The sequence below is a fragment of the Mycolicibacterium sp. XJ2546 genome (genome assembly GCF_053483195.1).
This window is the reverse complement of sequence record NZ_JBEFRW010000007.1, coordinates 1-24437: the sequence shown is the minus strand read 5'-3', so window position 1 is coordinate 24437 and position 24437 is coordinate 1. Positions and strand designations below refer to the sequence as shown.

27 protein-coding genes, 1 pseudogene and 1 riboswitch are annotated in these 24437 nt (G+C 65.3%); of the genes and pseudogenes, 16 read left to right on the top strand and 12 right to left on the bottom strand.

Features of this window, described 5'->3' with window-relative positions; genetic code table 11:
• Position 1 precedes the first annotated feature (1 nt).
• A complete protein-coding gene (locus ABQE44_RS13445; protein WP_448430261.1) occupies positions 2-1369 on the top strand; it encodes a hypothetical protein in 1368 nt (455 codons plus the stop codon).
• The gene (locus ABQE44_RS13440) at positions 1360-2133 is read left to right on the top strand and encodes a hypothetical protein (protein WP_448430259.1); all 774 of its coding nucleotides are present in this window, start codon (positions 1360-1362) and stop codon (positions 2131-2133) included. The genes ABQE44_RS13445 and ABQE44_RS13440 overlap by 10 nt, the downstream gene beginning before the upstream one ends.
• Before the next feature lie 30 nt (positions 2134-2163).
• Here the strand turns inward: ABQE44_RS13440 and ABQE44_RS13435 are convergent, their stop codons facing one another.
• Genes ABQE44_RS13435 through ABQE44_RS13415 form a run of 5 tightly spaced genes read right to left on the bottom strand, consistent with a single transcriptional unit; the run spans position 2164 to position 5437 of the window.
• A complete protein-coding gene (locus ABQE44_RS13435) occupies positions 2164-2802 on the bottom strand; it encodes an LON peptidase substrate-binding domain-containing protein (RefSeq protein ID WP_448430257.1) in 639 nt (212 codons plus the stop codon).
• Between the two features lie 2 nt (positions 2803-2804).
• Positions 2805-3962: a glutamate--cysteine ligase gene (locus ABQE44_RS13430; protein ID WP_448392360.1), complete on the bottom strand. Its 1158-nt coding sequence runs from the start codon at positions 3960-3962 to the stop codon at positions 2805-2807.
• Positions 3919-4617, bottom strand: coding sequence for a superoxide dismutase[Cu-Zn] (gene sodC, locus ABQE44_RS13425; RefSeq protein ID WP_448392361.1), 699 nt, complete (start codon positions 4615-4617; stop codon positions 3919-3921). Before sodC ends, ABQE44_RS13430 begins: the two co-directional genes overlap by 44 nt.
• Positions 4618-4627: 10 nt before the next feature.
• Positions 4628-5092 (bottom strand): LytR C-terminal domain-containing protein, encoded by a 465-nt coding sequence (locus ABQE44_RS13420; RefSeq protein ID WP_448392362.1) that lies wholly within the window; start codon positions 5090-5092, stop codon positions 4628-4630.
• 36 nt (positions 5093-5128) lie between these two features.
• A complete protein-coding gene (locus tag ABQE44_RS13415; RefSeq protein ID WP_448392363.1) occupies positions 5129-5437 on the bottom strand; it encodes a nucleoid-associated protein NapA in 309 nt (102 codons plus the stop codon).
• Between the two features lie 135 nt (positions 5438-5572).
• Here ABQE44_RS13415 and ABQE44_RS13410 point away from each other — a divergent pair, with 135 nt between their 5' ends.
• Both ABQE44_RS13410 and ABQE44_RS13405 read left to right on the top strand, forming a co-directional pair.
• A complete protein-coding gene (locus tag ABQE44_RS13410) occupies positions 5573-6166 on the top strand; it encodes a peptide deformylase (RefSeq protein WP_448392364.1) in 594 nt (197 codons plus the stop codon).
• On the top strand, positions 6166-7065 hold the full coding sequence (locus ABQE44_RS13405) for an N-acetylglutamate synthase, CG3035 family (RefSeq protein ID WP_448392365.1): 900 nt from the start codon (positions 6166-6168) through the stop codon (positions 7063-7065). Before ABQE44_RS13410 ends, ABQE44_RS13405 begins: the two co-directional genes overlap by 1 nt.
• Here ABQE44_RS13405 and ABQE44_RS13400 read toward each other — a convergent pair whose 3' ends face one another.
• Positions 7066-7356: a CDGP domain-containing protein gene (locus ABQE44_RS13400; protein ID WP_448392366.1), complete on the bottom strand. Its 291-nt coding sequence runs from the start codon at positions 7354-7356 to the stop codon at positions 7066-7068. It abuts the gene before it with no gap.
• Between the two features lie 58 nt (positions 7357-7414).
• Between ABQE44_RS13400 and ABQE44_RS13395 the strand changes: the two genes are divergently transcribed.
• The 8 genes from ABQE44_RS13395 to ABQE44_RS13360 all read left to right on the top strand — a co-directional run bounded on the left by ABQE44_RS13395 (position 7415) and on the right by ABQE44_RS13360 (position 15500).
• Complete coding sequence (locus ABQE44_RS13395) at positions 7415-8215, top strand: exodeoxyribonuclease III (protein WP_448430255.1); 801 nt, start codon at positions 7415-7417, stop codon at positions 8213-8215.
• Between the two features lie 69 nt (positions 8216-8284).
• Positions 8285-9877 carry an HNH endonuclease signature motif containing protein gene (locus ABQE44_RS13390; protein WP_448430521.1) on the top strand — a complete coding sequence of 531 codons (1593 nt, stop codon included), beginning with the start codon at positions 8285-8287 and terminating at the stop codon, positions 9875-9877.
• Positions 9878-9916: 39 nt separating this feature from the next.
• Positions 9917-10026: riboswitch (TPP riboswitch) on the top strand.
• Positions 10020-11618 carry a phosphomethylpyrimidine synthase ThiC gene (thiC, locus tag ABQE44_RS13385; RefSeq protein ID WP_448430254.1) on the top strand — a complete coding sequence of 533 codons (1599 nt, stop codon included), beginning with the start codon at positions 10020-10022 and terminating at the stop codon, positions 11616-11618. It overlaps the preceding riboswitch by 7 nt.
• Positions 11615-12457 (top strand): bifunctional hydroxymethylpyrimidine kinase/phosphomethylpyrimidine kinase, encoded by an 843-nt coding sequence (gene thiD, locus ABQE44_RS13380; RefSeq protein ID WP_448392369.1) that lies wholly within the window; start codon positions 11615-11617, stop codon positions 12455-12457. Before thiC ends, thiD begins: the two co-directional genes overlap by 4 nt.
• Positions 12454-13071 carry an alpha/beta hydrolase family protein gene (locus ABQE44_RS13375; protein WP_448430252.1) on the top strand — a complete coding sequence of 206 codons (618 nt, stop codon included), beginning with the start codon at positions 12454-12456 and terminating at the stop codon, positions 13069-13071. Before thiD ends, ABQE44_RS13375 begins: the two co-directional genes overlap by 4 nt.
• Positions 13068-13661: a septum formation family protein gene (locus tag ABQE44_RS13370; RefSeq protein ID WP_448430250.1), complete on the top strand. Its 594-nt coding sequence runs from the start codon at positions 13068-13070 to the stop codon at positions 13659-13661. Before ABQE44_RS13375 ends, ABQE44_RS13370 begins: the two co-directional genes overlap by 4 nt.
• A gap of 54 nt (positions 13662-13715) precedes the next feature.
• Positions 13716-15203 carry a flavin-containing monooxygenase gene (locus ABQE44_RS13365; protein ID WP_448430248.1) on the top strand — a complete coding sequence of 496 codons (1488 nt, stop codon included), beginning with the start codon at positions 13716-13718 and terminating at the stop codon, positions 15201-15203.
• Between the two features lie 18 nt (positions 15204-15221).
• Positions 15222-15500: a DoxX-related protein gene (locus ABQE44_RS13360; protein ID WP_448392373.1), complete on the top strand. Its 279-nt coding sequence runs from the start codon at positions 15222-15224 to the stop codon at positions 15498-15500.
• On the opposite strand, the gene ABQE44_RS13355 is transcribed toward ABQE44_RS13360, so the two are convergent.
• The gene (locus tag ABQE44_RS13355; protein WP_448392374.1) at positions 15467-16702 is read right to left on the bottom strand and encodes a TetR/AcrR family transcriptional regulator; all 1236 of its coding nucleotides are present in this window, start codon (positions 16700-16702) and stop codon (positions 15467-15469) included. The genes ABQE44_RS13360 and ABQE44_RS13355 overlap by 34 nt on opposite strands.
• 104 nt (positions 16703-16806) lie before the next feature.
• Between ABQE44_RS13355 and ABQE44_RS13350 the strand changes: the two genes are divergently transcribed.
• From ABQE44_RS13350 to ABQE44_RS13335, 4 genes and pseudogenes are all read left to right on the top strand, one after another.
• Entirely contained in the window at positions 16807-17031 is a 225-nt protein-coding gene (locus tag ABQE44_RS13350) for a hypothetical protein (RefSeq protein WP_448392375.1), read from the top strand.
• 50 nt (positions 17032-17081) lie between these two features.
• Positions 17082-17384: a hypothetical protein gene (locus ABQE44_RS13345; RefSeq protein WP_448430246.1), complete on the top strand. Its 303-nt coding sequence runs from the start codon at positions 17082-17084 to the stop codon at positions 17382-17384.
• Between the two features lie 14 nt (positions 17385-17398).
• On the top strand, positions 17399-18565 hold the full coding sequence (locus tag ABQE44_RS13340; RefSeq protein WP_448392377.1) for an APC family permease: 1167 nt from the start codon (positions 17399-17401) through the stop codon (positions 18563-18565).
• Positions 18566-18577: 12 nt separating this feature from the next.
• Positions 18578-19080 (top strand): annotated as a pseudogene (locus ABQE44_RS13335) (solute carrier family 23 protein); the annotation flags it as partial.
• Here the strand turns inward: ABQE44_RS13335 and ABQE44_RS13330 are convergent.
• From ABQE44_RS13330 to ABQE44_RS13310, 5 genes are all read right to left on the bottom strand, one after another.
• Positions 19034-20491 (bottom strand): M28 family peptidase, encoded by a 1458-nt coding sequence (locus tag ABQE44_RS13330; RefSeq protein ID WP_448392378.1) that lies wholly within the window; start codon positions 20489-20491, stop codon positions 19034-19036. The pseudogene ABQE44_RS13335 and the gene ABQE44_RS13330 overlap by 47 nt on opposite strands.
• Entirely contained in the window at positions 20488-21996 is a 1509-nt protein-coding gene (locus ABQE44_RS13325; RefSeq protein WP_448430244.1) for a M28 family metallopeptidase, read from the bottom strand. The genes ABQE44_RS13330 and ABQE44_RS13325 overlap by 4 nt, the downstream gene beginning before the upstream one ends.
• Positions 21997-22061: 65 nt before the next feature.
• A complete protein-coding gene (locus ABQE44_RS13320; protein ID WP_448430242.1) occupies positions 22062-23315 on the bottom strand; it encodes an HTTM domain-containing protein in 1254 nt (417 codons plus the stop codon).
• Complete coding sequence (locus tag ABQE44_RS13315) at positions 23315-23872, bottom strand: hypothetical protein (RefSeq protein ID WP_448430240.1); 558 nt, start codon at positions 23870-23872, stop codon at positions 23315-23317. The genes ABQE44_RS13320 and ABQE44_RS13315 overlap by 1 nt, the downstream gene beginning before the upstream one ends.
• Positions 23873-23875: 3 nt before the next feature.
• Positions 23876-24437 (bottom strand): hypothetical protein (locus ABQE44_RS13310; protein ID WP_448430238.1); only part of this gene is annotated, 562 nt, incomplete at its 5' end.

Here is a 24437-nt window from a genome sequence, read left to right as displayed (position 1 = left end):
CATGCTGCCGTCACGCACCCGGCTGGAAGGCTGGAAACCAGACTCGTTGTCGTTCACCGGTCCCGCGGTCGAATCCGCCGGAGCAAACGTGGCGCAGGCCGTCACCAGAATCCACAACAGTCTCGATGTCATGCCGGAAACCAAGGTGTGGTCCGGGCAGGCGCATGACGCGGCGGCGGAGATGCTCGAGCGCGCGCGCCATCATGCAGATCGCTTTTCCGAATACACCACCGCAATCGGCTACGCCCTCAAGGAGGGCGCGAGTTGGATCGTCGACACACGGTCGGCGCTCCTCAACAAGGCGGACGAGATAGATCAGGGTCGGCTGCATGTCTCGGACAACTGGGTTGTACTGATCAAGCCCGCGCCGATGTCTGCCGACGATGTCGCAGAATTGATGGAACAGGCGGCTGTCCAGCAAGGCGTCATCAACGGTCTGCTGCAAGCGGTGGGCGAGGCCGACGACGGCACCGCCGCCAAAGTCAGCGCGGCGGCTCAACCGTTCGGGTTCACCGCGCCGACTTCGGACGGGTTGGGCGGCATGATGATTCCCGGTGTCAAAAAGCCTGATGACGACGTACCCGATCCTGGTGACCACATCGGTTTGTTCCAACAGGCCACCATCCGCGGCGAAGACATGGCGACCTCCGTGCGAGAGACAAAGGAGGAGATCGTCAACGACGACGAGTACCGAAAGACCTTGACGATGCAAGACGGCAGCAAGCACGTGCTCTGGGAATTCGGCGGTCCGTTGGTCCCCAAAGTGACCGACAGCCATTACGACGCCAGCGGCAACATCATCTCGAGCACGACGTCGTGGACCAATCCACTCGATGACATCAAGCACACCGACATCGAATGGGCCGACGGCACCGTCTTCAACGCGACCGAAACACCAGATGGCCACCGCACCGCGGCATTCACACTGCCTGACGGCCGTCACGGCGTCCTGCCTCCCGATAATCCGTTCTTCACGGGCGCAGGTCCAAAAGCCGTCGGACACTCCTTGACAGGTTTGGAGGCGCATATCGGTCGTGGAGGCAAGCTGCCGATGTTGTCCATGGACGCGGTAGACAAGGTCGGAGCCGGCGCGAAGTTTGGTGGACCCGCGCTAGGCATCTTATCTACGGTGTACGAGATGGGCTCGGCGCAAACACCGTACGACCGCTGTGTTGCGGGATTCGCCGGCGGGTTCGAGGTCGTGGGAGACGTGGCAGGCGGCGCATTTGGCGCGGGTCTCGGCACTATCGTTGCGCCGCCGGGGGCACAACTTGCGACGGTTCCCTTGGGTGCTATCACTTTCTCCTATACGGCTGGGGAATGGATGAAGGATGTCGGCGCGAAGGTCGGTGCGGCGATTTGCCAGTAAACGAGCTTCCGCAGCCCGAGAATTGGCGCGACCGCAACGTCCTAATTACGCTCGGGATACTCCTCGGCGCCGCGTCAGCGGTGGCGGCCGTCGTGTTGACTTTTGACAAATTGCAACACGCCGAGTACCTAACGGCGGCAATCACGCTCGGCGCCGCGGTCTTATGCTCTTGCTTCACCGTCTTGGGTTTGCGTGCTCAGTTCATGACGCTGCCACTGCGGGCAACGTTCGATCCGTCGGGGACCGTTCTGCTGTCCGACTTAGTCGGAGTTTGGCTGGTCACCATCGCATTCGTCGCGGCCGTTGTGAGCGGTACGCTTTTCGTGATCTTCGTTCCCCAAGGCGCAGTGGACCTTCCATTGACCAGCGCGGATCGAATATTCGACCCGGTACTTATCGGCACCATGGTTATCATCGCGGCGGCCGGATTGATCGGCATTGCTCACCGGCGTGGAGCCGGCCACCTGCGGCTAGGGCCCAAGGGAGTGGAAAACGTCGACATTGTGTTCATCCGGCAGAGTTCTTGGGACGACATCATCGACATCACGGACGAATCAGCGAACAAGCAGGACCGACACCCGATTGTCTTCGTCATCAAGAACGACAAGCCTATCGTCGTCAAGAACGCCAGTGGATACGCGCCCAGCGGCGCCGCGCTGTATTGGATGGTCCGGCACTACTGGAAGCATCCAGAGAGGCGCGACGAACTCACCGACGGACGAGCACTCGAGCGTCTTCGCAACGAGCAGTTCGACGTCTCCTGATCCGCCGAGCGTGCGCTTGGGGATTAGGCGCTACTCCTCGGACGACAGTTGAAACTCCACCATCGCCGTCAATGTCTCGACCGCGTCGCCGAGCGCCGCCAACCGTGCCGACGCACTCGGTGCCGCCAGCACCGCATACCGGTCGGCCGGCCCGATCGGAAGCCGAGACGTCAACGCGTACAACCACATCCCCGCGTCCCCTGAGGAGTCGGCGCCGACCACGATGTCACGGCCGTTGACCTCGGCACCGCGGGCAGCGGCGATCCTCTCGAACAACGCCACCATGCGATCCTCGACGTCACGGATCGCGTCGACACCGACCGGCTCACCAGGCTCATCAGGCCACGGCTCGACGGCCGCCCGCGGGTAGGGGTCGTCGGGCTGCCATTCGAGTACCCTGATCCGCTCACCCATCACGCAGCGCAACCGGTAGCGCCCGTCGCCGTGGTCGGCGTACTCCACGATGCGGGCCAACGCCCCGACGTCGGTGCGAACGTCGCCCCCGCCGACCTCACGACCCGCCTCGATCAGCACCACGCCGAACGACGGGTCATCGGTAGCCAAGCAGTCCGAAACCAGTGCGGTATAGCGCGGTTCGAAGATCCGCAGCGGCAACTCCTCGCCGGGTAGCATCGCCACCTGAAGCGGAAACATCGGCATCGCGGGCATGACTAGATGTCCAACTCGGCGACCAGCGCATCGACCACCGCACGCAGATCGCCGTCGTGCTCCTCGGCGACCCGGCGCTGCCGTTGGTAGGACGCACCCCTCTGGTAGATGTCGGCGACACGGGCCAACTCGTCGCTGCAGTGCAGCAGCCTGGCCACCGGTTCGAGCCGGTTCAGCAGCTCGTCGATATCCTCGGTGACCAACCGCTCATTGCTCTCGGCATCCAAGATGATCACTGCATCCAGGCCGTAACGCGCTGCGCGCCACTTGTTCTCCTGCACATGCCACGGCGGCATCGTCGGCAGCCGCTCGCCGGCGTCGAGGCGCCGGTCCAAATCGACCACCAGACAGTGGGTCAGCGCGACCAGTGCGCTCAGCTCGCGAAGGTTGGAAACACCGTCGAAGACTCGGATCTCCACGGTACCGATATGCGGTGAAGGCCGGATGTCCCAACGGATTTCGTTCATGTGGTCGATGATGCCGGTCTTCTTCTGGTCATGGACGAAGCGTTCCCACTCCGCCCACGTCTGGAAGTGAAAGGGCAACCCGGCCGTCGGCAGCTGCTGAAACATCATCGCCCGGTTCGACGCGTAGCCGGTGTCCTCGCCGTCCCAGAACGGCGACGACGAGGACAGCGCAAGCAGGTGCGGATAGTGGTTCAGCAGCGAGGTGATGATGGGCATGGCCTTGTGCGCCGAGGAAATGCCGACGTGAACATGCACACCCCAGATCAGCATCTGCCTACCCCACCACTGGGTGCGCTTGATCAGCTCGGCGTAGCGCGGCGCGTCGGTCAGGCTGCCCGCCGACCATTTCGCGAACGGATGCGTACCCGCGCAGAACAGCTCCATCCCGCGGTCGCGCACGATTCTGCGGGCAGCCACCAGTGTTTCGCGCAAGTCCTCCATCGCATCCGGCACGCAATCACAGATGCCGGTGACGATCTCCACGGTGTTGCGCAGCAGTTCCTTGTGCACGCGCGGGTTGTTCTCGCCGAGCTCCTCGATGACGTGGGTGGCCTCGTTGCTCACATCGCGGGATTCGGCGTCGACGAGCGCGAACTCCCATTCCACCCCGACGGTCGGCCGGGGCGATCCGGCGAAATCTATGTGGCTGCTAGCCGGTACCGATAACACCGCACGCCACGCGCTTTCCGGCATCGCCGGTAGCCAAGGTGGTTTCGTCGGGTGGCGGGTTCCCGTTGACCTGCTGGTAGCGCTCCGGCGGGATGTTGGCGAAGTTATCGGATTGCTCGTGGATGATGATCGCGGTCTTCTCGTCCGCCAGCAGGTCCTCTGCGGTGAACGTGTCGGTCGTCGTCACGAGGAGCGCTGAACCGTCCTCACGGACCTGCAGCGAGGTGAGGTCACCGCTGGCCGGATGTCCGGTGTGACCGGGCACCTGAAAATGTCCACCCGCGGAATTGAAGTCGTCGGGCGCGCCACCGGTGGGGGCGACCGAGTTCGCCTCGCACTTACCGATTGAGTGGATGTGCATACCGTGGAACCCGGGGTTCAACTTGCCCGCTTGGGTGGTCTGCACGGTGATGGTGGCGTACCCGTTGGCGAACTCGAAGTCCGCCGTGGCCACGGTGCTGCCGTCGGCCATCTTCAGATCGGCGGTCAACGTCTCACTACCGCCTTCGCCGCCCTGACCCTCCTGCTGCGCGCCGGGCGCGGCAGTCGGCGAGGGCGAACCGGTCCAGATCGACGGCGTGGTGCCCGGCGTTTCGCTGGGTTGTTCGGGTGCGGCACATGCGCTCAGCGCAAGAGCGGGAACGGCGAACAAGGCGGCGGCAGCTGCGGTCTTGAGCATGGGCAAGAGCCTAGCCGGTGACCACCACAACCACGCCCGGCGGTTGCTCAATCAGTTCGGGTAGCCGCGGTTCCACGGGCGCTTCCAACAGTCTGCCCACTTCATCGGCGGCCTCTTGCTCACCGGGCGCGTCGCTGAAATACACCGTGGTGACCGGCACCTCCGGCAGTGTCAGGTTGCCCGTCTCGGTGACGTCCCAGCCGGCGTCGCGCAGCTGGGTGGCGGTGGCTTCGGCAGCCCCTTGGACCTCTGAGACGTTGTATACGCGCACGTCGGCCCTGGCCGCTTCCGGCGATTCCGTCGGACTTCTCGGGGTCGTGGTGATGGTGCTCGTGGCGATCGTCGACTGCTCGGCGTCTTCGTCGTCGTCAGAACCCATCGCCTGAAAACCGACCAGAAGAAACACCACGCCGAGAAACAGCAGCACCATCACCATGGCGCGCAGCGGTAGGCGGGATGAGTTTCGCTGGTTCATTGCGCCCACTGTATCGGCCCGTCCGGCCCCTCAAGATCAGGTGACGTCGAAACCCAGCCGACGCGCCGCACGCGCCTTCTGCCTGCTGGCCCGCAACCGGCGCAGCCTTTTGACCAGCATCGGATCGGCTGCCAGCGCCTCGGGACGGTCGACCAGCGCGTTCAGCACCTGGTAGTAGCGGGTGGCCGACATCGAAAACAGCTCTTTGATGGCGTCTTCTTTGGAGCCGGCGTACTTCCACCACTGGCGCTCGAACGCCAAAATATCGTGCTCTCGGCGGGTCAGCCCGTCACCGCGATCAGAGTCGTCCCCGGATTGCTCAGTCCGCGCGATCGCGCCGTCCATCTCGCCCTTGGACCCTTCCGACAATCGAAATTACATCGCTGTGGTTCGGCGCTCATTCAATCACGGGTTCGTAGTGTGATGCGTCAGATACGCCCGCGAGTCGGGGGTTAAGGGTTGCCGCCTTAAGCTTTCCCCGTGGCCGTCGTACCGATCTGCATCGTAGGAGATCCCGTCCTGCACACCGCTACCGAACCTGTGATCGTCAACGACGACGGTTCATTGCCGGCCGATGTCGTGGAACTGATCCAGGATCTGTACGACACCATGGACGCTGCCAACGGCGTTGGCTTGGCGGCCAACCAGATCGGTGTCGCCAAGCGGGTGTTCGTCTACGACTGCGCCGATGCACGGGGCAAGACCACCCGCCGCCGCGGTGTGGTGGTCAACCCGGTGCTGGAGACATCGGAGGTGCCCGAGACCATGCCGGATCCGGATGACGACGACGAAGGTTGCCTCTCGGTGCCCGGTGAGTCGTTTCCGACCGGCCGCGCCGACTGGGCGCGGGTGACCGGCCTCGACGCCGACGGCAACCCGATCACCGTGGAGGGCACCGCGTTGTTCGCCCGCATGCTGCAGCACGAGACCGGCCATCTGGACGGGTATTTGTATCTGGACCGGTTGGTCGGCAGGCATGCCCGCGCCGCCAAACGCGCGGTGAAGTCGAACGGTTGGGGTGTGCCGGGGCTGACGTGGATGCCCGGCGAGGATCCGGACCCGTTCGGGCACTGATGCAGATTCCGCCGGTCGGGGCTCGTGTCGTGATCCGCTATCGGCTGCCTGCCGGTTCCGAACCGCCGCTGAGCGACGTGATCGGCCAGCTACTCGAGGTCGGCCCGACGCTGACCGTGCGCACCAAAACCGGCGACGTCGTGGCCGTTCCGGCCGACGACGTGATGGTGCTTCGAGAACTGCCCCCCGCAACGGTGCGCACCGCCGATATCCGCAAGCTCGAGCACGCAGCCGCGATGGCGTGGCCCGGCGTCGAACAACGGTGGATCGAAGGCTGGTTCCTGCGGGCCGCAAACGGTCACACCCACCGCGGCAATTCGGCTGTGCCGCTGGGGTTCGACGCCACCGCCTCGGCGCTGCCGGAGATCCTCGAGTGGTACGCCGCGCGGGAACTCACGCCGTGGCTTTCGATTCCGGACCGGCTGTTCCGGCTCGCCGATGCGGAGCCGCATCTCGAAACCGTGGTGTTCGCACGCGAACTCGGCCCCTCCGAAGAACACGACCCGGCGGTGCTGCTCGCCGCGGATCCAAGCGACGAATGGCGTCGGCTCTATGAGCGCGACGTGCCAGTCGACGTACTGACCTCCGTCGTGGACGGCGAGGCCGTGTTCGCCACGGTCTCCGGTGCGGCCGTCGCCCGTGCCGCGGTGACGACGACGATCGACCGCGGCCGGTGGGTGGGCATCTCGGCCCTGCGGGTGGTCGAGGCCGCGCTTCGACGCGGATACGCCCGGCGCCTGTGCTCGACCGTGTTGTCCTGGGGCCACTACCGCGGTGCTTCCCACGCGTACGCCCAGGTGCTGGTTGACAACGCGCCCGGCAGAAGGCTGTTCGAGTCGATGGGTTTCATCGAGCACCATCGCTCGCGGTATATGCGCGCTGACGCCCTGAGACTGTAGTCAGCCGGGAATATGCGTTGGCGGGTCGGCGAACGCGAGGTCCGCGTGCTGCTGGCCGGGGCCCATCAGACCACAGTGCTTTACGGGCACGAGGTGGGTACTGAAGCCGCTGTGCACCACCCGGGGCACTCCGACGCACCGTTCCCAGGTGCCGTCCGGCTGGATGGGGCCGTCGCACTTGCTGATGAAGGCTCCCCCGTAGTGACAGCCGGCAGCCACCGGCGGCGCCAACGCCATCGAGCCCGCCGCCGTCAGCATCGCGACCACCGTGGCGACGACGCAGCGCTTCATAGCCACGAACGCTACCGCTGTTCGCCATGTCTTCGCGGGCCTTTCGTAGCCTGTAGCCATGCGACTGGCGACCTGGAACGTCAACTCGATCCGTGCACGGGTCGACCGCGTCGTGAACTGGCTGGAACACGACAACGTCGATGTGCTCGCCATGCAGGAGACCAAGTGCTCCGACGAGCAGTTCCCGGTCATGCCGTTCCTGGCCGCCGGTTACGAAGTGGTGCATTGCGGGTTCAACCAATGGAACGGCGTTGCGATCGCGTCGCGCGTCGGCCTCGACGACGTACAGGTCGGGTTCGAGGGTCAGCCGACATGGAGCGATAAACCCGACGTGGAGGCGGCCGCCGAAGCGCGTGCGCTCGGGGCGACGTGTGGCGGCGTGCGGGTGTGGAGCCTGTACGTGCCCAACGGACGCGTCATCGCCTCGCCGCACTACGTCTACAAGCTGGAATGGCTTGCCGCGCTGCGTGACGCTGCAGCCGGTTGGCTGGCCGAGGATCCGACCGCCCAGATCGCGCTGACCGGGGACTGGAACATCGCGCCCACCGACGAGGATGTGTGGAGTGTCGAGTTCTACCAGGGCAGCACCCACGTCACCGAACCCGAACGGGCAGCCTTCAACGCCATCGTCGATGGCCAATTCACCGATGTGGTAAGGCCTTTCACGCCCGGACCCGGCGTTTACACCTACTGGGACTACACGCAGCTGCGGTTTCCCAAGAACCGCGGTATGCGCATCGACTTCATCCTCGGCTCACCCGCGCTGACGCAACGGGTGACCCACGCCGAGATCGTGCGCGAACAACGCAAGGGTAAGTCACCCAGCGACCACGCGCCGGTGCTGGTGGAGCTGTCCTGAAAATTTCTGTGGACGACCGCCGAACTTGTCGGTGGGCCGTGGCATCATCGAGACATGCTGATCGAACAACTGTTCGAATACCCGAGCGCCGACGTGCTGATCGCGGAGATCGAGTCGACCCACCGCGAAGAATCGATGCTGATGGCGCGCCGGATGGCCAGCATCGGGGACCTGTTGTCGGTGCGCACCGAAGAAGCCGAGGGCGCTGACCCCGACCCGGGCTACGCCGTGATCACCGGGTTCGCCCGCACTTGCGCCGAGGTGGGCGCCGCGATGAACATGGCGCCGATGGCCGCCAGTCGACTGGTCTCGCAGGCAGAGGCGCTGGACACCCGGCTGCCCATGATCGCCGAGTTGCTCGAGGACGCCGACATCGATTGGCCGACGACGCAGTTGATCATCACCCGCACCGAGTTAGTCGAGGACTACCTGATCGAACAGGTCGACCAACGCCTGGCTGCCCGGCTGATCGAGTGGTCGAGCTGGTCGCGCCGGCGGCTCATCAACGCGGTCGACAAGCTGGTGCGGGAGATAGATCCCGACGCCGCCAAGGAGCGGCGCGAATCGGCCGAGAGACGCCGCTACGTCAGCACGACCGCGCGGCCCGACGGCACCGCAGACCTCAATGGGCGCATCAGCGCCACCGCGGCCGCCGCGTTCGAACAACGGATCTCACAGCTGGCGATGTCAGTGTGCGCCAAGGATTCCCGGACAATGGACCAGCGGCGCGCCGATGCCGTACTTGCGCTAAGCGAAGGCCGCGGGCTGCCATGCGACTGCGGTCGACCGGAGTGCCCGGCACGCGGCGCCGACGGCGCCGACAACGGTCCTCGGACGGTCATCAACGTGATCGCCAGCGAGGACACCGTCACCGGTGAGGGCGAAGAACCTGGTTACCTGGAGGGTTTCGGCGTGATCGACGCCGCCCACGTGCGCGAACTCGCCGATACCGCCGCGGCGGTGCGGTTGATCGAGCCGCCCACCGTCACCGAAGAGGAGGCGACGCGGTATCAGCCGTCGGCCGAGGTGGCGCGCTGGGTCCGGCTGCGCGACCTGACGTGCCGATTCCCCGGTTGTGACCGGCCGGCGGCCCGCTGCGACACCGACCACACCACACCGTTCAACCACGCCAACCCCACCGTAGGCGGTTTGACGGTGCCGTCCGGTTTGGCGGACTACTGCCGACAACACCACCGGCTCAAGACTTTCCATGGCGGACCGGGCGGCTGGAAGGACGAACAGCTGGCCGACGGCACCATCGTGTGGACCTCCCCGACCGGACGGACCTACCGCACCACGCCGGGCGGAGCCGAACTGTTTCCCCAGATGCGGCCGGCTTGCGCGGCACCCACGGCGCGCAAGGCCAGTCGCGCACGCGACAAAGCGGCCCGAATCAAGCGAATCCGCAACAAACTTCGAGAAGAGCGGCCAATCAACGCCGCCATTCGCTACCGCGATCGAGCCCGCAGACAAGAGATCGAACTTCGCAAGTGGCGGAACAGGTCGCGGAAATATCTCCTGCTGTTCAAGGGCGGCAAACCCAGTACCAGTCCGTGGTGCCCGTGGATCAACGAGCCGATGGAACCGGAAGAGCTTCCACCTGACTGGGAGCCGCCACCAAAGCCGCCGTCGCTGCCCGACGACGCCGACCCACCGTTCTAGCGGTCTCCCGTTTGGTTGACCTCTGCGCTACCGTGGGCAGCGTCCATACACGGGAGTGCACGCCCAGTGCGCTGAGAGGACGGGTGGGCCCGTCGACCGTACGAACCTGACCGGGTAATGCCGGCGTAGGGAGAGGATTTCCATGGCGCTGTCGGATACTTCCGTGGCAACTCCGTCCATCACCACCGGCCCCATCGCGGGCAGCACCAAGAGCTACCGGGAACTCGAGGACGGCGCCCGGGTCCCGTTTCGGAGAGTGAACCTGTCCAACGGCGAACATTTCGACCTGTACGACACGTCGGGGCCGTACACCGACCCGGCCGCGGACCTCGACCTGCAGCGCGGGCTTGCGCCGCGGCCGGGCGTCGAACGCGACCGCGGCACCCAACTGCAGCGCGCCCGCGCCGGTGAGACCACCGCGGAAATGGCATTCATCGCCGCGCGCGAAGGTGTTCCTGCGGAGTTAGTGCGCGACGAGGTGGCCCGCGGACGCGCGGTGATACCCGCCAACCACAACCACCCTGAGACCGAGCCGATGATCATCGGCAAGGCGTTCGCGGTGAAAGTCAATGCCAACATCGGTAACTCGGCCGTGACCAGTTCGATCGCCGAAGAGGTCGACAAAATGGTGTGGGCCACCCGCTGGGGCGCCGACACCATCATGGACCTGTCCACCGGCCGCGACATCCACACCACGCGCGAGTGGATCCTGCGCAACTCCCCGGTGCCGGTCGGCACCGTGCCGATCTACCAGGCGTTGGAGAAAGTCAATGGCGACCCGACCGCGCTGACGTGGGAGCTGTACCGCGACACCGTGATCGAGCAGTGCGAACAGGGCGTCGACTACATGACCGTGCACGCCGGTGTGCTGCTGCGCTACGTTCCGCTGACCGCCAAACGGGTCACCGGCATCGTCAGCCGCGGCGGCTCGATCATGGCCGCCTGGTGTCTGGCCCATCATCGGGAATCATTCCTCTACACCCACTTCGAGGAGCTGTGCGAGATCCTGGCCCGCTACGACGTGACGTTCTCGCTCGGCGACGGGCTGCGCCCCGGGTCGATCGCCGACGCCAACGACGCCGCCCAGTTCGCCGAACTGCGCACGCTCGGTGAACTGACGAAGATCGCGAAATCCCATGGCGTGCAGGTGATGATCGAGGGACCCGGCCACGTGCCGATGCACAAGATCGTCGAGAACGTGCGGTTGGAAGAGGAACTGTGCGAAGAGGCGCCGTTCTATACGCTGGGTCCACTGGCCACCGACATCGCACCGGCCTACGACCACATCACCTCGGCCATCGGCGCGGCGATCATCGCGCAGGCCGGCACCGCGATGCTGTGCTACGTCACGCCCAAGGAGCATCTGGGCCTGCCCGACCGTAAGGACGTCAAGGACGGCGTCATCGCCTACAAGATCGCCGCACACGCCGCCGACCTGGCCAAGGGGCATCCGCATGCACAGGACCGCGACGACGCCCTGTCGCGCGCACGGTTCGAGTTCCGGTGGAACGACCAGTTCGCGTTGTCACTCGACCCGGACACCGCGCGGGAGTTCCACGACGAGACGCTGCCTGCCGAACCGGCCAAGACCGCCCACTTCTGTTCGATGTGCGGTCCGAAGTTCTGCTCCATGCGCATCAGCCAGGACGTCCGCGACTACGCCGCCAGGCAAGCCGGCATGGCCGAGAAGTCCCGGGAGTTCGCCGAGCACGGCAACCGCGTCTACCTTCCGCTGGCATGAACCAACCGTTTCTGCCCGTCCCAAAACCCGGCGCCACCCCGGTGCGGGTGATGACGATCGCGGGTTCCGACTCCGGCGGCGGCGCCGGCATCCAGGCCGACATGCGCACGTTCGCTCTGCTGGGCGTGCACGGCCTCGTTGCCGTCACCGCGGTGACCGTGCAGAACTCGTTGGGCGTCAAGGGTTTTCACGAGGTTCCCCTCGATGTGATCGCGGGTCAGATCGAAGCGGTGACCTCCGACATCGGGGTGCAGGCGGCCAAGACGGGCATGCTGGCGTCGTCGGCGATCATCGACACCGTGGCTGACGTCTGGCGCCGGCAGGGCCTCGTCGGAAACGTCCCGTTGGTGGTCGACCCGGTGTGCGCATCGATGCACGGCGACCCACTGCTGCATCCCAGCGCGTTGGATTCCCTTAGGCACCAACTGTTTCCACTGGCCACGTTGGTGACACCCAATTTGGACGAGGTTCGGCTGCTCACCGGTATCGAGGTCGTCGACGCCGAGACCCAGCACGACGCCGCGCGTGCCCTGCACGCGCTCGGGCCGCAGTGGGCGCTGGTCAAGGGTGGCCATCTGCGGACGTCATCGCACAGCCCGGACCTGCTGTTCAACGGCACGGACTTCTTCGAGTTCGACGCCACGCGCATCGACACCGGCCACGACCACGGGGCGGGTGACACGCTGGCCGCCGCGACCGCCAGCGCGCTGGCCCACGGCTACTCGGTGCCCGATGCCGTCGCGTTCGCAAAGCGCTGGGTCACCGAATGTCTCAACGCGGCCTACCCGTTGGGACAAGGCCATGGACCGGTCTCACCGCTGTTCAGGCTCACCAGATGAACCTCGATCAGATCGCAGGCATCGCCCACGAACCCGCCACGGCGCCGACGGGGGTGGTCGTACTCACCCACGGTGCCGGTGGCAGCAGGGACTCACCGCTGCTGACGCGGATTTGCGACCAGTGGGCGCGACGCGGTTGGCTGGCGGTGCGCTACAACATGCCGTACCGGCGCCGCCGGCCCAAGGGCCCTCCGTCCGGATCGGCCAACGCGGATCAAGCCGGCGTCGCAGAGGCCATCGCCGTGGCCCGCACGCTGGCCGACGGCCCGATGGTCGCCGGAGGGCATTCGTACGGCGGCCGGATGACCTCCATTGTGGTCGCCGACCAGGCGGTCGACATCGACGTGCTGACGCTGTTCTCCTATCCGCTGCACCCGCCCGGCAAACCGGAACGCCTGCGCACCGAGCACCTGCCGCGCATCACCACGCCGACGGTGTTCACCCACGGCACCTCTGACGCGTTCGGCACCATCGCCGAGCTGGGTACCGCGGCGGCGCTCATCGCCGCGCGCACCGAGATCGTCGAGGTCACCGGAGCCCGCCATGACCTGGGGTCCAAGTCGCTCGATGTATCCGCCATGGCGGTCGATGCCGCACTACGCTTGCTCGCGTGACCACCCCGCCGGGCCAACCGCCGCCGTACGGACCGCCTCCGCCGCCGTACGGTGGGCAGCAGTACCCGCCGCCTCCTCCCCCGCCGTACTCGGCGCCGCCGCCGGGTGGTTATTACTACCCGCCCCCGCAGAACCCGAAGTCAAACCGCACCAAGGTGCTGTTGATCGTCCTCGGCGTCATCGTCGGGGTCATCGTGCTCGTGGTCGGCGCCATCATCGCGTTGTTCCTGATCGTGGGTAAGGACACCGTCACCGCGACCGACGTGAAGGTCGGCGACTGCCTCAAGGAGATTCCCAGCGGTACCCGGGTGCTGACGGTGCAGACCACCGGATGCGACGAGCCGCATGCCGGTGAGGTGTTCGCCGTGTTGCTGATGCCCGACGGCGATTTCCCGGGCCAGGATGCCATTGACGACTACGCGGATAAGTGCGGTCCCGAATTGGCCAGTTACTCGCCCGCCGCAATGGAAGACGACACAATTCAGATGTATGTGCTCTATCCCACTGCCGAAACTTGGGCCGAGGGCGACCGGGCCGTGACCTGCATCGCAACCCTCGATCCGCCGCGCACAGGCACGATAAAGGGATGATCACGACGCCGAGGCGCGCGTAGAATTAGTCGGTACCTGGGGTACCTTTTTCACATGCTTTCCGAGCAGTTTGACGCCGTCATCGTGGGCGCCGGTTTCGCCGGAATCGGTGCGGCCATCCAACTCAAGCGCTTGGGCTACGAGAACTTCCTCATCGTCGACCGTGAGGACGACCTGGGCGGCACCTGGCATGTCAACCGCTACCCCGGGCTTGCCGTCGACGTCCCGACGACCACATACTCGTACTTCTTCGAGCCGAACCCGAACTGGTCGCGGCTGTTCTCCACCGGTGACGAGATCAAGCAGTACGCCAATGACGTCGCCGACAAATACGACGTGCGCCGACACATGCGCTTCCGCACCACCGTGGAAGGCGCGCGCTGGGACGAAGAAGCCGAGGTCTGGCGGATCGCGCTGGCCGGCGGCGAGACGCTGACTGCGCGCTATCTGATCACCGCCACGGGGTTTCTCTCCCAGCCGAATACTCCGGACATCCCAGGCCTCAGCGGCTTTGCCGGCAAGATCATCCACAGCACCGCCTGGGACGACGGCTACGAGCTGGACGGTAAACGGGTCGCGATCATCGGCACCGGCGCCACCGCGGTACAGCTGATACCCGAGCTCGCCAAGAAGGCGGCCGACCTGACCGTCTACCAGCGGACCCCGATCTGGGTGGTGCCCAAGCTCGACCTCCGGTTCTCACCGCGCGCGAAGCGGCTGTTCGCCCGGGTTCCGTTGGCGCAGCGTGCTCTCCGCGCCGTCACCGACTCGCTCTACGAGTTCTTCATCTACGTCGTGCTCCATCACCGGCAGTTGCTGTTCCGTCGTCTCAACGTCGCGGCATCCGATCTAGCCAAGATGCACCGGTTCTTCTCGGTGCGCGATCCCGAGTTGCGCAAGAAGCTGACGCCGGATTACGACTTCGGTTGCAAGCGGCCGTCCTTCTCCAACGACTACTACCGGATCTTCACCAAACCGCATGTGCACTTGCAGGCCGACGGCATCGAACACATCGAGGCCGACGGCATCGTCGCCAACGACGGCACCAAGACCGTCATCGACACGTTGGTGCTGGCCACCGGATTCGACCTGTGGGAGGCCAACTTCCCCGCGATCGAGATTGTCGGACGCAACGGGCGAAACCTCGGAAAGTGGTGGCGCGACAACCGGTTCCAGGCCTACCAGGGCATGGCGGTACCGTGTTTCCCCAACTATCTGAGCCTGGCCAGCCCCTACGCATTCCTCGGGTTGAACTTCTTCAACACCATGGAATACCAGATGCGGCACATGGACCGACTGCTCGGAGAGATGAAGCGCCGCAACGCGAAAACGTTCGAAGTCACCGAACACGCCAACACCCGCTACCTGGACCGGATGACCGAACTCATCGGGGATTCGGTGCTCACGCTCGGTAACTGCGCGCCGTCGCGCTCCTACTACTTCGACCCGGCTGGGGAGGCGTCACTGCTCCGGCCGATGTCGACGCGCACCGCTCTCAAAGAGGCGGCACAGTTTCCGTTGAGCGACTATCAGATTGCGTGATCAGAGAGGACACCCGCTGTGCCCCAAGACGAATCAGGAACAAACTCGCGTGCCGCAACCCTTGCCGGTTTAGCTCTCGCTGGGACCGGGTTGGCACACTTCGCCAAGCCTGAGCTGTTCGAGTCGATCACCGAACAGGCGTTCGCGACCAAGAGCCGCCAGCAGATCTACATCAACGGTGCCATCGAGACCGCGCTGGGCCTCGGCCTGGCCGCCCGCAAGACCCGCAAACTGGCCATCGCCGGCACCGTCGGCTACCTGATCTACCTCGCGGGCAACGTCGCACGTAACCGGTAGCGGCCCAACAACGTCAGATCCAGTACCCGTTGTATCACCAGGTGGCTTTGTGGCGAATTGTCGTAGCGGGTCAGCCTGCCCAGATCGATCACCAACGACATCGCAGCGTGTACGGCGAACCGCGCCTGACCGGGCGTCCATTCCGGGCGGACCGCGACCACCAGGTGAACCCACGCCTCCACGGTGGCGCGCTGCATGTTGCGCAGGATCTTCTGGTCAGCGGCGGTCATGTTGAGCCGCTCGGCGTAGTAGACGTAGTCCAGCTCGGGCTGGTTGAAGGACCGCTCGACGTAGGCGTCGATAACCGCGGTCAGCGCGTCCTCAGGGTCGGGGATGGTACTGGTGATCGTCGCCAGCTCGGCCGACAACCGGTCGGCTGCCCGCCGGAACGCGGCGGCGAGGATGTCGCTCTTACCCGAGAAGTACCGGTAGATGCCTGACGCGGGCATGCCCACCGCCGCTGCGATGTCCTCCATGCTGGTCTCGCGGTAGCCGTTGATGTGGAACAACCACATCGACTCGGTCAACAGCGCCTCGTACTTCGACGAGTCGGCAGGCGTGCGCACCCGCGGCGCAGGTTCGGCCTCGACGAGGTCGGGCAGATCGGTGGTGAGCACCGCCCCGGCCAGGTCGGCCAGCAGCGCCCGGACCTGGACGGCGGGCAGCTTGGCCCGGTGATCAACGATGCTGCCGATCACCGACAGTACCGCGCTGGACAGCGTCCATCGCTGCCGTGAGGTGAGGCTCGGACGAATTGCGCGCAGCGGCCGTTGGATTCGGTGGTTGACGACGCGCATCTGCGCAATCAGCGACGCTTGATCGTCACCGCGCAGGTACCGGCCCTCCCACCGATACAGCCCGCCGGATGTCCGGTTTCGCATCGCGGTGTCGATGAGCGCCGCGACCAACTGGTCGAGCAGGGCCTGCGGATCGTCGAGTTCGACCCCGTCGGCGAACGCCGTACAGTCCACCAACTGCTGGCCCAGGCTCAACACCGCATCACGGAACAGCTCGTACTTGCTCGCGTAATGGCGGTACAGCGCGGCCGCGGAGATGCCGACGCGCGACGCGATAGCCTCCATGCTTACGCCGTAATATCCGACCCCGCTGAAGGCCTCGGCCGACGCCTGCGCAATCTGGGCCTTGCGGTCCTTCGGCCGACGTCGCACCGTGTCCGGGTTGGATGACCCGCTGGGCGACATGGCATTCACGATAACGGACCTTATGGACACATATCGGCCGGGTTCGCCTACAGATCATGAGCAAATCTTTGGCAGTCGGAAGAATAGTCATTAACATAATGGGGGTGTTGGGCGCGCTGCGGAAGGTCCTGGGCTTCCGGGTGACGGTCGGCGAGCTCATCGTGCTCGCCCTGGTCATCGGCACCCCCTACCTGGTCATCGGGGTCTTCTGGTCCAGCACGCACACCGAGCATCTGCAGCACATGAGCGGCATCGACCTGGCGGTTTCCTATCTCGGATCGATTGCGTCGTGGCCCGTGCTGCTCTTCTCTGACGTTTGTATGACTTGACGGGGGGACACTTGAGCCAACGGCATCACCGCCTTGCCTACACCGGAATCGTGGCCTCCATTCTCTTGGGCGTCGCCCTGCTCGCGATGAACTTCCCGGTCTACCTCGACACCTATGACCAGTGGGGGTTCCAGATCAACTGCGGCACCGGGTACATCTCGGATCTGACCCAGGCCGCCGAAGCGGTCGGGGAATCCGACTACGTCGACGAGTGCCACAGCGCGCTGCTATCCCGCCGCCTGTGGACCATTCCGCTGGCGGTGCTCTCCGGTGTCGTGCTGCTGACCGTCGTCCTCGCGTCGGCGACGACGTCGGTGCGTGAATCGCTGGTGGGGCACGGCGACGCAGCCTGAATTAGCATTTCGGCGTGAGCACGCCGGAGCGTCCCGGATTGCATCGGCGGCTGGGAACCTTCGACGCCGTCACCATCGGGCTGGGCTCGATGATGGGTGCCGGCGTCTTCGTCGCGTTCGCTCCCGCGGCCGCCGCGGCGGGTTCCGGCCTGCTGGTCGGGTTGGTGATCGCCGCTTTCGTCGCCTACTGCAACGCGACCTCGTCGGCTCGGCTGGCCGCGCTGTACCCGCAGTCCGGCGGCACCTACGTCTACGCCAAGGAGCGGCTCAGCTCGTTTTGGGGCAACGTCGCCGGCTGGAGCTTCATCGGCGGTAAGACCGCGTCGTGCGCTGCGATGGCGTTGACGGTTGGCTACTACGTGTGGCCGGGCGCGGCGCACGCCGTCGCGGTCGGCGCGGTCGTGGTGCTCACGGCGGTGAACTACGCGGGCATTCAGAAGTCGGCGCTGCTGACCCGCGCCCTGGTCGCGGTGGTGCTCGCGGTGTTGGCCGCGGTGGTCGTGCTCGTGCTGGGCTTCGGCGGCGTCGACGCGGCGCGGCTGACGTTCGGCGATGACGTCTCGGCAGGCGGTGTGCTGCAGGCAGCCGGGCTGCTGTTCTTCGCGTTCGCCGGCTATGCGCGGATCGCCACGCTCGGCGAGGAGGTGCGCGAACCCGCAAGGACGATCCCGCGTGCCATCCCGATCGCCCTGGCGATCACGTTGGTGGTGTACGCCGCAGTCGCGGTCGCCGTGCTGTCCGAATTGGGTAGCCAGACACTGGCTTCGGCGACGGCACCGCTGGCCGATGCGGTGACGGCGGCTGGTTTTGGCGGGTTCGAGCCGGTGGTCCGTGCGGGTGCCGCGGTGGCGGCGCTCGGTTCGCTGCTGGCGCTCATCCTCGGGGTATCGCGTACGACGCTGGCGATGGCGCGTGACGGGGTCTTGCCCCGCCCCCTTGCCGCGGTGCACCCGCGCTTCGGCGGCCCCCACCGCGCCGAGGTCGCCGTCGGCGCCGTGGTGGCCGTGCTGGCGGCGGTGGTCGATGTGCGTAGCGTGATCGCCGTATCCTCGTTCGCCGTGCTGGTGTACTACGCGATCGCCAACGCCGCGGCGTTCACGCTGGGGCGCAGGGCGATTCCGACCGCGGGAATCATCGGTTGTCTGGTGTTGGCGTTCTCACTTGTGGCTCCGCTGGCATAGCGTCTTACACCAGGCTCGAGTTTCGCGGTGATCGCCCCGGTGACCGCGGCAGTGGGCGCACAGGGAACCGGCAGCGCGTTGGGTGGTCTGGTCGCGGTCGGCGTCGCGCTCATCCTGATCGGGATGGTCGTGCACATCGTCGGCACCCACTGGATCGACGTGACGTTGCCGCCGGTGGTCACCGGAGCGGTCGTCGCGCTGATCGGCTTCAACCTGGCGCCGGCGGCCAGTCGCCCACATTCAGCTTGGCTGTGCTGCCGATGCTTCTGCCCGCGGTGATCGCGCTGGTCGCCGAAAACCTCGGACACGTCAAGTTGGTCGGCCAGATGACCGCCGCCATACCGTTGGTCGTGGGTATCGCCGACTTCACCTGGCACGCCCGCGGTTTGACGTTCACCGGCATCGCGCTCGGCTCGATCGCCGCGCTGTTGGTGTACCACGGGATGCGGCTGTTCGGGTTTCGCAACGCTAACGAGCGCCGCGATTTCGCTGCGCCAGAGCCGGTACCCCGTTGACCCCTTCGATGGACTGCGCGTAGGTCGCGACCGCGAACGCGGCTGCCGAACCCATCACCGAAAGCGCATCGCGGTTGATGTTGTCGATGGTGTCGCGTCTGGTGTGGTAATTCGGATCGAACGCGACACCGGACTGCCCGCCCCAAAGACGAGCTTGCGCTTCGGATTTGCGCTGCGAGGACCCTGCGGTCAAGCCGCCGATCGGCACGCCCACGGTCAGAAATGCGTTGTAGTCGGTGACCCGGCTCAGCGGCATGTCGGCAGGCCGCGCACCCGCCGAGTAGAGATACCCGGCGAGGGTGCGCTCGATCGCAGCCGACCCTTCCGGCACGGAGTCCACCGGAATATCGGGGTTGAGTTGCGCCGACTGATCGCCGTCGAAGGTGAAGTAGCCGGCGTTTGACGACCCAAGCATGTCGAAGTCGAGGTACAGCGCGATCTGGTTGAGTTCTTCGGCGGACAGACCTTGCAGGTAGCTCGTCGCGCCGGCGAGCCCGTTCTTCTCCGAGCCCCAGAATGCGAACCGCACCGCGTTGGCCGTCCGCGGTTGGGCTCCCAGTGCCGACGCGGTTTCCAACAGCGCAGCGACCCCCGAGCCGTTGTCGTTGATGCCGGGGCTGGCCGCCGAGCTGTCCAGGTGGGCCCCGGCCACCACGATGTTGTCGATATTGCCGGTCTTGGTCTGCGCCACCACGTTTCGGCCCTTGGCCATCACCGGCTTGCTATCCAGCACCAGCGACACCTGTGCGGTGGTGCGACGCAGCGCCGCGTTGGTGCCCGTGTCGATGATCCCCACGGGGACGGTCAGCTCACGGTAGTAGCCCGCGGGAAACAGGTCGGGCGGGCTGCCGCGCTGACCCGGGTCGCTGACGACGAGCAGCCCGACGGCGCCCTCCGAAACCGCCACATTCTGCTTGTCGACCACGGAGCATCCGGTGTCGTCGACAACCGAAATCGCCCCTTTGACCGAGACCCCGTCGTAGTCGGCGGTACGACACCCGGAAGGTTTCCCGGGTCGCAGGGTGACGGCTTTGAGACCGCCCGGCGGTGTTGTGATCAGCAGCGAAGCTTGATCGACGCTGTGCTCACGACCGTTGACGGTCATCGACGGGTCGCCGCCCGCCATCCGGTCGAGCCGCTCGTACTCCGGTGTTTCGACGTCAAAACCCTTATCCCGCAGGACCTGCGCGACGTAGTCCACGCTGGCCTGCAGACCCGCGCTGCCCTGACCCCGGTTGCCGTCGTTGGCGTCGGCGATCTCCTGCAGTTTCTGCAGGTGGGTGTACATCCCGTCGGCGGTGACCGCCTCGGCCAACCCACGGGCGAACTCCGGCGCGGATACCTGGTCATCGGCCGTCGAGCATGACGTCAGCACCGCGGCCGCCGCGAGGAGTGCCGCCCACCTCATCATGATTCGAGGGCGTGCCGGGTGCGGTCGTCACGGATCGGCACACCGTTGCGGCCGCCCTGGTCCTGCGCGTAGATCCCGACGGCGTACGCAACGCCTTTTCCGTTGATCTCCAGCGCCATCCGGTTGACGTTCTCCAGCGTGTCGGATGCCTTGTGGTAGTTCGGGTCGAAGGGTTCGTCCGCTTGACCTCCCCACTTCTTAGCCTGCTCGGCAGACTTCTCTGCTTCCGCGCCGGTGAACAGGCCGCCCGCCGGAATGCCTGCGATGGTGAAGCTGCTGTAGTCGGAGCGGCCTTCGAAGTTGATGTCGGCGGGCGGTTTTCCGGCGTTCTCCAGATACGACACCAGCGTGCGCTCGATACCCGCCGAACCCTCGGGCACCCGGGGAACGGGTTGGCTCGGGTCGGGCGGCGCGGACTGATCACCGTCGATGGTGAAGTAGCCCGGGTTAGGTGATGCGATCATGTCAAAGTTCAAGTACAGCGCAATGTTTTTGAGCTCATCGACGCTCAACGATGACACGTAGTCGCTGGAGCCGAGCAAACCGAGTTCCTCGGCGCCCCAGAAGCCGAACCGCACTGCGTAGTTCACGTCCGGTGAGCTGCCCAACTGCAGCGCGGTTTCCAGAACCGCCGACACCCCGGAACCGTTGTCGTTGATCCCGGGTCCCTCCGGGACGCTGTCCAGATGGGCGCCGAGCATCACCACGTTGTCGGTGGAGCCGGTCTCGGTCTGGGCGATGACGTTTCGGGTGCGTTCGGTGCGCACGCCGGCGTTGAGTTTTATGGTGGTGTTGGCCGGGTCGGCGCGCAACCGCTCACCGGCGGCCTTGGTGACGCTGATGACCGGGATCTTCACCTCGGTGTGCTCTCCGAGCGTGCCGCCCATCTCGTCACCGTCCTCGTTGTTGGCGACGATCAACGCCACCGCGCCTCGCTCGGCGGCGGCGCTCTCCTTCTCGGAGAACGGGCAGGTGCCGCGGTCGACGAGCACGACGGCACCTGCGACGGGTAGTCCGTCGTAGTCAGCGGGAGTGCACCCCGGCGAGTCCTCGACACGGGCGGGTACGAGCGGCCCGGATACGCCTTCGGGCGGGGTGCCGATGGTGAAGTTCAGCGGCTTGGCGGCGATGGTGGCGTCGCCCACGGTGAGCGCCGGCTCCTCAGCGAACGGGATGCGCACCTCGAATTCTGGGGTCTGCACATCGAAACCCTTGTCCTGCAGCGCGTTAACGACATAGTCCATGCTGGCGTCGTAGCCGGGGGTGCCCAACGCACGGTTGCCGTCGTGCTCGTCGGCGATCTCTTGCAGCTTGATCAGATGCGCCGACAGCGCATCACCCGTCACCCGCTGCCTCAGGGTCTCGGCGAAGTCCGTGGCGGCCTTACTGGGCCCGGGCGGTGTGGACGGCGCCGGGTCCTCGGGCGCTTCGCGGCCGCAACCGGCCAACACCAAAAGAGCTGCAGCCGCCAGCGCGACCAGTTTCGACGACAGTGTGTGCTTCATCGACGACCACGTTAGCGCCGACTGGCACCTTGGCGGCCGAACACGTGTTCAGCCCGGGGGCACGGCTAGTCGGTGGACGGGTTCCTCGCCCTCGTCTGGGCAGTGCGGGCGTGGCGGCCGGCTGGTCCGTCGTCGGCGCCAAGCTGAGGTACCGACACAGGGCTGGGAGCCGGATTGGCGGCGCGATGCGAGCCGTTCAGCCGTCGATCCGGGTGGCCAGCGTCGAGACGTTGGCGGCTGGCTCGCGCCCCGATCGGGGTATCGCCATTGCGCGCGGACGGCCCGCTGCTTTCGCGGTCATCAGTGCTTGCATCGAGATCCTCGAGGACGGCCACGTCGTCTTGGCCGGGCGCGCTCGCGTCGTCTCCGACTAGGGCGAGGCCTCGCCGCTTCAACCGCACGGCGATTCGGTCGAGCGCGTCGCTCAGCTTGTCGGCCATCGCCTTGACACGTTCGGGCGGTATGAACGCGAGGTACAGCACGAACATCGCGAAGCTGAAGAGGCCGACCGCAATGGTCAACATGATCGACACGTGCAGCACAACGCCGGCGGCGAGTACCCATGGGCGGCATCGTCGATTCCAAACCAGGAGACCGATGGCCAATTCGATCACCAGGGTGCCCCACGTCATTGCGTTTGCCACCACCAGGTTCTCGGTCACCCAGGCCGGTGTCGGCATCATCAACATGTCGTACTGCCGTAGCGAATACAACACCGCCGTACCGTTCTGCCACGTCTCACCGCGCAGCTTCGCAATGACCGTGGAGACGTAGATGATTGAGACCTGGATCTGAATCAGGCGCAGTGCCCAAACGGTGCGGTGCTGAGCCGACCAGAATGATCCCGTTCGGCGCCGCTGATCAAAAGACAATGCCGCTCCACTTGGGGCCAGAGCGAGGAAAAGCGCCTCGATGCGAATGAGCATATCCCCCGCATTGAAAACCCATGGATTGCGACGCTCGAACGAAACGATCAGGATAAAGACCAGTATGGCGGCGATTCTGCTGTGCCAACCGACTGTCAATGCGATGGCCGCGACAATCAGCACGATCCACCCGACAAGCAGTGCGGTGTCGGTGGAATACCGCTCGAAGATACTCCAGGTATACGCCGAAGAAGGCGGCCGTGGGAGCACGCCTTCGGTGCCGAATCGGATGTAAAGGTTGGTCTTGAGTTCGAGCGCCCACAGAATTACCAACGCGCCAAAGGCGATTCGGATCAAGCCGATTGTGTACGCGGGTTCGACGCGAAACCAAAATCCGCGCCAGGCTTCGATTACCGTTTGGCCGCGCCGGCGAGCGTCGAGCTTCTGGAGCATTATTTCGCCCTCGCCACCTTGCCGTTGTACAGCAACTTCCTTACTTTCTTTGGCTCGCCCTTACCGGGCAGCGGCAAGGTCTCTGTCTGCATGATGATGAGTACCTGGGCCGGCCGCACTTTGTCGGTCTTGTTGGTCACCTGGCTAACCACCCATTGCGCGAATCCGCGGCGAAGCCCTTTGTGCTTGATTACCGCCTCTTTCAACTTGCGCCAGCGATACTCGGGGAGCGAACGGTCGGCATCGAGTCGCCACAGTCGGTCTTCACCGTCGCTCATCACGACGTGGACTTCCAACTCAGTCACTATTCTTGGCGGATTCGGCGAGAACACGCCCCAACTCTGATCCAGGCCTGATGCACGCGCGATTGGGGTGACAACCGGTGCGGCAGTGCTCTTTATCGCTGACTTTGGAAGTGATCCGACGACGCCGACCAACACGATGACGATCACCAAAGCACTGATCAGCACTTCACTGGCACGTGTCCATTTCGTGCGAGCCTTCGACTTCGGCGCTGCGGCGTCTTGCGGGGGACGGACCTCTCGCTTTGTGGCCATCGGTTACAGATCCCACCAGCCGTTGCCGGACGGCCCGCCGAAGATTACTTCGATGACCTGTCCAACGAGATTGACAACAAACATGATTGCGCCCCAGAAGAGGTCCCAGAGGGATTTGAAGAACCGCGCTATGGGACCCGGATCATGGGAACCGTCTGTGCTGTCGACGGAGTCCAGGTCTGCCGAATCAATAATGTCGGTGACCGCATCCACAACGTCGGTCTGATCCACCAAGTCCGTTACCGCATCGACAACGTCAGTCTGATCCACCAGATCCGTGACGGCGTCTACCACATCAGATTCATCGACCAGGTCGGTCACGGTGTCGACCACATCGGTCTGATCCACCAGATCCGTCACCGCATCAACCGCGTCCGTCTGGTCAACCAGGTCCGTCACCGTGTCCACCACGTCGGTGACCGCGTCGACGGCATCGGTTTGGTCAACCACGTCCGTCACCGTGTCAACGAGATCGGTCTGATCCACCAGATCCGTCACCGCATCAACCGCGTCGGACTGATCCACCAGATCCGTCACCGCATCAACCGCGTCGGACTGATCCACC